The organism is Pseudomonas fluorescens group sp. PF-69, from assembly GCF_054481235.1.
This window is the reverse complement of record NZ_JBTMNC010000003.1, coordinates 15,967-25,110: the sequence shown is the minus strand read 5'-3', so window position 1 is coordinate 25,110 and position 9,144 is coordinate 15,967. Positions and strand designations below refer to the sequence as shown.

The following is a 9,144-nucleotide window of genomic DNA, read 5'->3' as shown; positions in this document are numbered from 1 at the left end:
AGGGTTTCTATGTATCAGATTGATAACAGCACCGCCGCGCTGGTTCAGCCCGCGCCCACGGCCTTTGGCACGGCTGGATATTTTACCGATGGCAATCCGGCCGTCGGCCAGGCGGCGACCGTGCTGCCGGCTGAGTTCATGAACTCGCTGATGCTGGAAGGTCTCAACGTCTTGAGCGCCGCCGGGATTGCCCCGGCCAAAGGCTCGTACAACCAGCTGGCCCAGGCGATCAAGACGATTATCCAGGGCGGCGCGACCACCTACGCGGCGGATACGGGCGTGGCCAATGCCTATGTGCTGGCCCTGACGCCAGCGATCACGGCCTACACCGGCACCACCAAGGTGCGCGGTCTGGTCGCGCACACCAATACCGGCGCCTGCACCCTGGACGCCGGCGGCGGCGCCAAGGCCTTGGTCGGTCTGGCGCATTCGGCGCTGCAAGGCGGGGAAATGGTCGCCGGCGGCTATTTTGAGGCGCAGTACAACGTCGCCCTGGGCAAGTTTATTTTGCTCTGGTGTACCGGTGCCGCCGAGCAAGTGGCCAACGCCACGCAAAGCCAGCACGCGCTGACGCTCGGTCAGGCGCAGTCGGGCACGTCCACCTATGCCGTCGATACCGGCGTGGCCAATGCTTATGTGCTGGCCCTGACCCCGGCCGTCACGGCCTACAACAGCCCGCTTAAGGTGCGCGGCCAGGTGAACGCCACCAACACCGGCGCCAGTACGTTGGATGCCGGCGCCGGGCCAAAGGCCTTGGTCGGCCTGGCGCATGCCGCGTTGCAAGGCGGGGAAATGGTCGCCGGCGGCTATTTCGAGGCCGAGTACAACACCACGCTGGGCAAATTCATCCTGCTGTTTTGCACCGGTGCGCCCGAGCAAGTGGCCAACGCCACGCAAAGCCAGCAGGCGCTGCCGCTGGGGCAAGCTTCGAGTCTGTTCGGCGGACAGGCTGGAAAGATTGAGTGGTTTGCGACAATGACGCCGCCGTCTACGCACCTGGCGGCCAACGGATCGGCAATATCGCGGACGACATATGCCAGCTTGTTCAATGCAATCACGGTCGCCGCGACCGGTAACGTGACCTCGGGCAGCCCGACCATTACTGCCGTCGCCAGCACGGCTGCGATGTGGGTCGGCATGCCGATCAGCGGTCCAGGTATTCCACTGAGCGCGACTATTGCGTCCATCGTGGCCAACACCAGTATTACCCTGTCGATCAATGCCACCGCGACAACTGCATCTGCGGCGCTGGTGATCTGTCCATTTGGCGTCGGTGATGGTTCGACTACCTTCAACATTCCAGACATGCGCGGTCGCGTTCCTCGCGGCTGGGACAACGGCGCTGGCCTTGATGCCGGCCGTATCTTCGGCAGTGGGCAGGCTGATGGTAACGCCAGTCACAATCACGGCGTTAGCGATCCTGGGCACGCTCACGGAGTTAACGACCCTGGGCACATGCACAGCGTTCAGGCTGGTAGCGCGCTCGTAAGTATTGCGGCGGGTGGATCACAATATGGGGTATTCAGCGGACAACAAAACACAACATCTAGTGGCGTTGGTGTTTCCATTCAAACAGCCTTGACCAATATTTCCACTCAACTCGCCGGCGGCACTGAAGCGCGAATGAAAAACATTGCCCTTTTGCCGTGTATTAAATACTGATAGGTGCTGACATGATCGTTTACGGCTACAACCCTGTAACTATGGAATTCGTCGGCGCCACGGATGCTTTTGAGTCGCCGCTGGAGGCTGGTTTATTCCTCATCCCTGCTAACACTACGAAGCTTGCGCCACCTGTTTTTGATGAAGTTACTCAAGTGTGCGAGTTCAACGGTTTGACGTGGGCAGTGCATGCCCGCACTGAAACTCCGCTTCCGCCGGGGCCAACGCCAGAAGAAGTCAGAGCCGCGCTCGAAGCTGATCGCTTGAAAGAACGCAACCTGCTTTTAGCAGATTCCGATTGGATGGTAATTCGGCACCAAGACGAGTTGCTGGCTGGAACTGATCCGGCGTTGACGCCCGCGAGCCTAAAGGCCCTTCTGCAATATCGGCAAGCCCTTCGCGATATCACAAAAGCTGATGGCTTCCCTGAGTGCAGCTTGCCGGAGCTGGATTGTCCACCATCCCCGTAACCACTAACGGTCAAAGCGCCCGCCATGAGCGGGTTTTTTATGGCCTGGAGAAAGCCGTGTCCCTTCTGTTAAGTTTGCCGCGCGCCTTGGCGCAGTGGTCGTTTCTGTTCGTCTGTAATGTGGTGCTGTTGCTGTTGGGCCTGGTGGTGGTCGCGGTGGCGCTGCCGTTTCGCGTACCTGGAGTGTCGGTCAGTGATGGCCGGCCCATCGTCAACCTGCCGCGCTGGGCCTGGCTATGGGGCAATGACTTCGACGGGGTGCTGGGCGACAAGCACGGAACCTGGGCGGCGTCGACGCCCTTTGGCTGGCCAGCGGCGTCCTTTGGCGCGATGTACACCTGGGCGGCCTTGCGCAACCCGGTGAACAACATGCGCCGCCTTTCGCTGTTTGCCTGCCCGGTCGCACAATGCACGATCAGCGGCTATGGCCAGGACTATGTCAGGGATTCGGACGGCCAAAGTGGCTGGCAGTTTGTGATTGCCAGGTGCGGGCTGCGCCGCTGGTATGGCTTTTATTGGGTGCATCAGTGGACGACTGCCCGCGCCCTGGTCGTGCGCCTGGGCTATAAGATCGCGATCAGTGATGCCGGCGTGACGGAAGAACCGATTGGCATGACCACCAAGCTCGATTTGTACAAGGCTATTTGACGAGGTTTCGCGGCCGCTCGATGCGCTAACAACCTGAATGGGCATCAATTTTCTTGCCGCGTTCGGACGATGGAGAGTACGATCCGGGGAATCTATAGCGGCCGATTGGTGATGAAAGGTCGGCGGCTGCGGCGGCGATTGGGGTGGAAAAATTCAATTATTTTTGTATTTTTGCATTCCATTGCGCGCGCGTCCTGCGCTAAGATGCAACGCATAGGCGCCCCGAAGAAGGCGCAAAAGTAGCAAAAAAGGCTTTAAATTCAGGAATTTAGCTTCGCAGAAAAGAAAAAACCCCAGGTCCTGGCAGACTTGAGGTTTTTGGGGTCATCACACAAAACTCATGTAAAAACCGCGATCAAGGTTTGAGTTTATGCGTGTCGGCCCACTGATGCAAGCGCACAGGGGCAAGGCATGCAGAGCTTTAACGAAGCTTGCAGCGTGCTTCCACGGATGTGGGGTACGCGCGAGTATGGTTTTCCAGGGCTTTACCTGGGAACAGGCAACCGATGCGGACATGATCCGCAGGCACTGGCCGTCGATCGGCTGGATTTGCACGTGCCCAACGGGGGCAAATGGCCGCGCCTGATCCAGGCCGGTATCAATCGCATTCAAGCGTATTTCAACGACGCGGCCGCGCTGCCGCCGCTGGCCCACCTGTCCAAAAAGCACAACAAAGATGGCATGCCGCGCCAAAATCGCAGCGAGGCGCGCGAAGGGCATGCCCTGGTGCTGTCGGTGATCTTTACCTACCTCGACCTTAAGTCGCTGCGCGTGGGCTACTACACCAACACCGGCCATTTCGTCAGCATTTCCTTTCTGGAAATCGCCCGGCGTTGCGCCATGACCTGCCAGGTGAAAGCGCGCGATGATGCGGGCCAGGTCATTGCCGGCAAATACAAAGAGGTGCCCACCTCGCGTTTCTGGCGCACAGTGCGCGACCTCAAGCAGGCCGGTGCCATCAAGGTGTTTGAGCAGTACGAAGAAAAGGACGCCGGCAAGCGCGCCCTGACCGCCATCAAGTCGTTCAATAAAAAGTTTCTTGCCGTGATCGCCGGTTGGTCGCTGTCACGCGTAGAAAAGGCCTGCAAGCGCGCCTCGCAGCGCGTCGGTGGCTTCCTGCTGAAAGCTGTCGACGCCGGTGTCGAGAACGTCCACCAGCGCAAGGTTCTGATCAAGGACATTCAGTCGGCCAACGTCAAGCGCGAGCTGTTCGGCGAGGGCACGGCCAAGAATCGCCAGCCGGTGATCAGCGGTGCCCGCGAGTCCGTCGAGGCCGCGTTGCGCCAGGAACACGTCGAGCATGAAGCCAAGGTGCTGGCCAGCATCACCGCCGCCCTGGGCCGCCCACCGCGCGGCCTGGAGCAACTGAAAATGCAAGCCCAGCACGGTTATCTGAGCTACGAAGAATTCGTGCGACGAAAGCTCGGCGGCTAGCCGCCCTCCCCCCTGATATCCCTTCTCACCTCCCCCTGAACGCCAGGGCGCCCCGCTATGGGCGCTTTCTGGCGTTTCTGCGTTGATCCCTTCCCCCTTCCCCCGTCATACGTGCCAAAGCCGACCAGATCGGCCATAGCGCACGACAAACACCCCATCCAACCCTTGCAGCACCGCCCAAATGCGCGCCGCGCGCGCCGCGCATGAAAATTTAACTCACACCCCAAATATTAAGTCGCTCTAGAGCGGATTTAAGTCCGTGTTGGTCTTTCCCGTTGTACAACTAGAGAAGCCTGGCCAGGCTACGCCTGACCTAGTAATGCCTCGGCGATGCCGAGAACAGTCTGTTTACGCCTGAGCTTCGCCCAGGCAACACGGTTGCCCGCAATTCGTGCCTACGGCACGGCGGGGCCCACGAAACTCGCTGGGGCGACCGCCGCCGTTCCGTCAGTGAGGCGACTTACTCCCCCTGCAGGCCGGCCACACCCACCGTACGACGCACCATCGTCGCAGCGGCCTTTGGGTGAACAGTCGCCGGCCGTAGGCCTGGTCGGCGCGCAAGCGCGCCAGTGATCAGTGACGGGGGTGCCCTTCCGCGATTTGTTCGACGCTGGCCACGCCTGCGCCTGCCTGGGCGATTTCCCGGTTAACGTCAGGCCAACGGCGCACCAGGGCAATGGCGAGGTGCTGGCCGCGTTCTGTGCGGCAGCTCGGCGATCGAGCGGTTGGACAATCGTGTGCGGGCCGGCAATGCGCCTGCCTGGCCGGCGTGGGTGGGGCGGTTGGTCGCTTACTGCGTGGTGGCCTCGTGAGCTGGAATCCGCCTAAAGGGTATTTTTTAAGTATTAAAAAGATATCTTAAAGATATTGAATAAGTACCCATGTCGCGATACGATGGCCATCAGTTCACTTGCCAGGACGGCCGCGCGCCGACAGCTTTTGCGATGAAAAAACCGCCTGTTGCCCCCCTAAAGGTCCAGCCCTCCCGCGATGAGAATACGGTGGAAATGTTCCCCGAGCTGTTGGCCCTGGTGCCGCCGCCTAAGCCCGCGCCGCTGACACCCGCCGAACGGCAAAAGCGCCGCCGTGACAGGGTCCGCGAGCTGAAGGCCGCCGAAGGCCTGCGCACGGTGCTACTGTCCGAAGACGAGCGCCGCCTGGTGGAGCAACTGCGCGAGCAGAAAGCCGTCCAGGCGCCCGAGGATGTGCAGGCGATTGCCCTGACCCAAACGGACCGTATGGTGTTGAGCCTCGGGCTGTTGGCCCATGAGGATCTGCACCACCGGCCCAAAGACTGGGAAACCAGCAAAAAGCCTGGGTTTGACGCGCTGCTGCGCAAGCTGTGGCCAGAAGGTGATAACGGCCGTTACCTGGCTGAGCCCGAGCGCAGCACCCGCCGCCCGGCGGCTTTCCTGCGCGACCAGTTGGACGCCGCGCGCGTGGAAAATCAGCGCCTGAAAAGCGCCCTGCAGGAGATTGCCGCCGAAGTCAGCAGCGCGGCTGTCGCGCCCATGCCGGTCCTGGCCCCGGCTGTTGCGAGTTTCGACGTAACCCAGTTGAACGGCGAGGAAATCAACTTGATCAAGGCGGCGGTGCATGACTATGGCCAGGCCTGGCAGGGCGTGCCCTGGAAAGTGGCGGCCTGTGAAAGCCTGTGGCGCCGCTTGACCATCGTGCAGACCGGTCGAGAGTTTCACGGTGGCGACTTCTGGTCGCGCACCGAGGGCGACACCAACTGGTCGCAGGCCGCCGTGGCGGCGGAAACGGCGCAAGTGCGCGCCGGGCTGGCCGAGGGGCGCGCTGCCGAGTCGGTGTTGGACCTAGCGCCGATTGAGCGGGTTGTGACCCGGGCCGCGCTGGACTACTACGCCGAGTCTTATGGCGAGGATTGTCCGCCCTGGCGCGACGAGGTTTGTCTGGATCTGTGGCGCCGCCTGGGTGGCCTAAGCGTGGCCAGCTGCCCGACCTGGCCGCCGCGCGAACAGCGCAACGTCCATGCCGATCGCGCGCACTACGTCACGGAACGCGCCCAGCTGGTCAAGGCATTGGAGTATGCCAACACCATGAACGCGCAAATGGTCAAGCGCTTGAACGTGAACGAAAAAGCAGCCGGCGTGACTGAGCTTGGCACTGATTAAAAGGATCCCTAGAAGCGCAATTGACCAACGAACTGAACCGCCGGGAGCCGCCCGCCTGACTAAAAAGTCAGGCGCTCGCGCTCGGTGTCGAGCAGTTGCTGGAGCAGGTGCAGGGCCACCAGATTGCCGCCCTGGGTGTCGCGCCAGGCTTGGTGGGTGATCTTGTACAGGTGATCGATTTGCGCGATCACTTCACGTGAGCGCACGACCTCAAGGGCCAGACGCTGGACGTCCGGGCTGTGGTGTTGCCGCCAGACGGCGCGCAGTTCGTCCAGCGTCAGCGGCTGGAACGGCGGGAGGTCGCGGGGCATGATAAGCGCTCGATAACTGTATACCTACACAGTATGTGGCCAGTGGCTGGACGTGGCTACTGCCGGCAGTCCCCTGCGTGTCGGCTTGCGGAACAAGCTACACAAGTGTTGCATTGGCAGCATAAGTGTTGCACAATGGCTCTACCGAAACGGGCAAGGACGACAGCAATGAAGTGCAGCGAGTTTCGGCGGTGGTTGGTGGCCCAAGGCGTGGAGTTCAAGAGCGCCAAGGGCAGTCACTTCAAGGTCTACTTGAATGGCAAGTCAACCGTCTTTGCGGACCACGGCAGCAAGGAAATGCACGAAGGGTTGCGCAAGACCATCATCAAACAGCTCGGCCTCAAGGATTGAGGTTGAGCTGTACCCCCAAGAGGTGAGCCATATGTATCAGTACCCGTTGGAGCTGCACCACGAAGCGCCGGGCGTGTGGTTGTCGTGCCCGGACATCCCGGAAATGAACGCCGCCGGCGACACCCTGGGCGAAGCCTTTGCCGAGGCCCTGAATGGCCTGGAGTCGGCGCTGTCGCTGTACGTCGAGCAGCGCCGCAAGATCCCGGCCGCCTCGGCGCCGCGCGATCCGTCGCTGGTCCTGCACCTGCCAGCGCTGACCGTGGCCAAGATCATGCTGTGGAACGCCATGTGTGACGAAGGCGTGAGCCGCGCCGAGCTGGCCCGGCGCATGGGGTGCACGCGCCAGGTGGTCGATCGGCTGGTGGACTTTATCCACGCCTCGAAAATCGAGCAGGTCGAGCGAGCGCTGGGCCTGCTGGGCCGGCGTCTGTCGCTGGTGTTGGAAGCGGCCTAACTCAACCCGTTACGCGTAACAGCGCAAGGAATCCCCGCCATGTCGACCCTGCAACCCGGCAAGTTGCCGCCGCTGACCGACGCCCAGGTGCAGGCCGGTGCCCGCCCGGGGGAAACCTGGGAGCAAGCGCGGCAGCGCCTGGAGGCGGCGAACTGGGCCTGTCCGCCAGAGCCGCAACGCTGGAGTCGTGACGCCGATTGCCTCCTGAGTGGCTGGATCCATGATCAAGGCCTTGAGGGCGAGTTGATCGCCTGGGCGCCCGGCGAGCTGGGCAAGGGCCATCCCGGCGTTGAAGTCACGACCCCTTACGAACCTGAATAGAAAGGAGCCCCCGCCATGAAAGCCGTTGAAACCCGCGCCTGGCGCTTTGAGACACCACCCGGCGACGATTGCGAGATTCAGTGTCCCGATGATGACTGCGCCGCCTGGAGTCCGCTGGCGGCCTGGACGGTCGAGGACCTGGAGTGCGAGACCTGCGGTGAGCATGACGCTATGCAATGCCCGGTCTGCGGCTGGCTGCACGACCATGTGCACAGCGACCTGCTGCTGCTCAAGGTCCGCGCGCCATCCGTGACCCATCACGAATAGAAAGGAAGCCCCGCCATGATCGACCCCACCACCGATCCCGTTATGCGCATGCAGGCCATCACTGGCGACGACCCCGAGTGGTCGGCGGTCGATGCCGGATATGAGTTTGTCGCGTCCGTAAAGCCCCATGCAGAAGTGTTTGAAGGGCTGCCGCGCTGGCTGGGCTATGTGGTGCGTGCCGCGTTCGTGGCCGGCGCCAAGTGGCAGCGCGAGCAAGACGAGCCCGCCGCGCCGGCCGGACCTGTAAACAATCCGCACACATAGGAAAGGAACCCCGTTATGGACCTATACCCGCCGATGCGACCCTGGCCTACACCTGTCCCCGCCGAGCAGATCAAGTGGGGGAATGACTTGGTAGCTGATTTCAAAAGTCTGCCGCCGTTGACGGCTGACGAGCAGGCGGCCATTGACCGGCGCGGCCGGCTGGTCGAGCTGTTGCGCGAGGGTAAAATTTCATTGCCCGAACGTGAATACGGCCCAAAAACCTGGATGCTTGAGTGAAAGGAACCCCCGCCATGACCACACCGAAGAACGCCCCGATCACCCTGGAGCTGCCTGCCTATGTGGTGGACATGCTGGCCGAATGGGCGCGCCTGGATGGCGGCATCATGCGCCCGTCTGTCGTGCCCGGCGACAAGGTGAAGCAGCACGAGCAAAGTGCGATTTTGGCGCATGGGGTTGTGCTGGCCGTGTTGACCGCGCTGCCGGCGTTTTCCGCCGAGGGTGATCTGGCCGATGCGCTCAACGAGCGCGCCGAAGCCTATGCCGACCATCGGGCCGCCAAGGCCGCAAAATCCAACTGAAAGGAACCCCGGCCGCCGGTGGCTATACTGGCAGCGTCACTGATCGGAGGGACTGCTATGGATACCATCGTGCTGTACGGCCCGGATGGCCGTGAGGAAAGTTTTCCGCTGCCCGCCGGTCCGATGGAACTGGTCGAGCCGGTGATTGACGAAATCATTCAGCACCCGGCCAATGCCTGGGCGGATCGCTATGAGTTCTACAGCCATGGCAGTCAGGTCGACCAGTACGGCTTTCCGGTCTACGCGGACGACTGAGCCTCGCGCGTTACGAGTAACGTCGTTTATG

The 9,144-nt window shown here is 61.8% G+C and carries 14 protein-coding genes; 13 read left to right on the top strand and 1 reads right to left on the bottom strand.

The features are described 5' to 3' along the window. Positions 1-9: 9 nt before the first annotated feature. The 5 genes from ACX3YF_RS31580 (at position 10) to ACX3YF_RS31560 (ending at position 6,351) form a co-directional block, all read left to right on the top strand. Positions 10-1,662 (top strand): tail fiber protein, encoded by a 1,653-nt coding sequence (locus ACX3YF_RS31580; RefSeq protein ID WP_458974941.1) that lies wholly within the window; start codon positions 10-12, stop codon positions 1,660-1,662. 11 nt (positions 1,663-1,673) lie between these two features. Then, entirely contained in the window at positions 1,674-2,132 is a 459-nt protein-coding gene (locus tag ACX3YF_RS31575; protein ID WP_458974940.1) for a phage tail assembly chaperone, read from the top strand. A gap of 56 nt (positions 2,133-2,188) precedes the next feature. Continuing rightward, positions 2,189-2,779 carry a DUF7338 family protein gene (locus ACX3YF_RS31570; RefSeq protein ID WP_458974939.1) on the top strand — a complete coding sequence of 197 codons (591 nt, stop codon included), beginning with the start codon at positions 2,189-2,191 and terminating at the stop codon, positions 2,777-2,779. A 411-nt stretch (positions 2,780-3,190) separates the two neighbouring features. Beyond that, complete coding sequence (locus ACX3YF_RS31565) at positions 3,191-4,213, top strand: hypothetical protein (protein ID WP_458974938.1); 1,023 nt, start codon at positions 3,191-3,193, stop codon at positions 4,211-4,213. An 881-nt stretch (positions 4,214-5,094) separates the two neighbouring features. Next, the gene (locus ACX3YF_RS31560) at positions 5,095-6,351 is read left to right on the top strand and encodes a hypothetical protein (RefSeq protein ID WP_458974937.1); all 1,257 of its coding nucleotides are present in this window, start codon (positions 5,095-5,097) and stop codon (positions 6,349-6,351) included. Positions 6,352-6,410: 59 nt separating this feature from the next. Here ACX3YF_RS31560 and ACX3YF_RS31555 read toward each other — a convergent pair whose 3' ends face one another. Continuing rightward, the gene (locus tag ACX3YF_RS31555; RefSeq protein WP_458974936.1) at positions 6,411-6,662 is read right to left on the bottom strand and encodes a hypothetical protein; all 252 of its coding nucleotides are present in this window, start codon (positions 6,660-6,662) and stop codon (positions 6,411-6,413) included. A gap of 168 nt (positions 6,663-6,830) precedes the next feature. Here ACX3YF_RS31555 and ACX3YF_RS31550 point away from each other — a divergent pair, with 168 nt between their 5' ends. The 8 genes from ACX3YF_RS31550 to ACX3YF_RS31515 are packed head-to-tail and all read left to right on the top strand — an operon-like array spanning position 6,831 to position 9,113. Next, positions 6,831-7,013 carry a type II toxin-antitoxin system HicA family toxin gene (locus tag ACX3YF_RS31550; RefSeq protein ID WP_458974935.1) on the top strand — a complete coding sequence of 61 codons (183 nt, stop codon included), beginning with the start codon at positions 6,831-6,833 and terminating at the stop codon, positions 7,011-7,013. A gap of 31 nt (positions 7,014-7,044) precedes the next feature. Continuing rightward, on the top strand, positions 7,045-7,467 hold the full coding sequence (locus tag ACX3YF_RS31545; protein ID WP_458974934.1) for a type II toxin-antitoxin system HicB family antitoxin: 423 nt from the start codon (positions 7,045-7,047) through the stop codon (positions 7,465-7,467). Between the two features lie 39 nt (positions 7,468-7,506). Continuing rightward, the gene (locus ACX3YF_RS31540; protein WP_458974933.1) at positions 7,507-7,788 is read left to right on the top strand and encodes a hypothetical protein; all 282 of its coding nucleotides are present in this window, start codon (positions 7,507-7,509) and stop codon (positions 7,786-7,788) included. Between the two features lie 15 nt (positions 7,789-7,803). After that, positions 7,804-8,055 carry a hypothetical protein gene (locus tag ACX3YF_RS31535; RefSeq protein WP_458974932.1) on the top strand — a complete coding sequence of 84 codons (252 nt, stop codon included), beginning with the start codon at positions 7,804-7,806 and terminating at the stop codon, positions 8,053-8,055. Positions 8,056-8,070: 15 nt separating this feature from the next. Further along, entirely contained in the window at positions 8,071-8,319 is a 249-nt protein-coding gene (locus ACX3YF_RS31530; RefSeq protein WP_458974931.1) for a hypothetical protein, read from the top strand. Between the two features lie 15 nt (positions 8,320-8,334). After that, positions 8,335-8,556, top strand: coding sequence for a hypothetical protein (locus tag ACX3YF_RS31525; protein WP_458974930.1), 222 nt, complete (start codon positions 8,335-8,337; stop codon positions 8,554-8,556). 14 nt (positions 8,557-8,570) lie between these two features. After that, on the top strand, positions 8,571-8,858 hold the full coding sequence (locus ACX3YF_RS31520) for a hypothetical protein (RefSeq protein WP_458974929.1): 288 nt from the start codon (positions 8,571-8,573) through the stop codon (positions 8,856-8,858). Positions 8,859-8,915: 57 nt separating this feature from the next. Next, entirely contained in the window at positions 8,916-9,113 is a 198-nt protein-coding gene (locus ACX3YF_RS31515) for a hypothetical protein (protein WP_458974928.1), read from the top strand. Positions 9,114-9,144 lie beyond the last annotated feature (31 nt).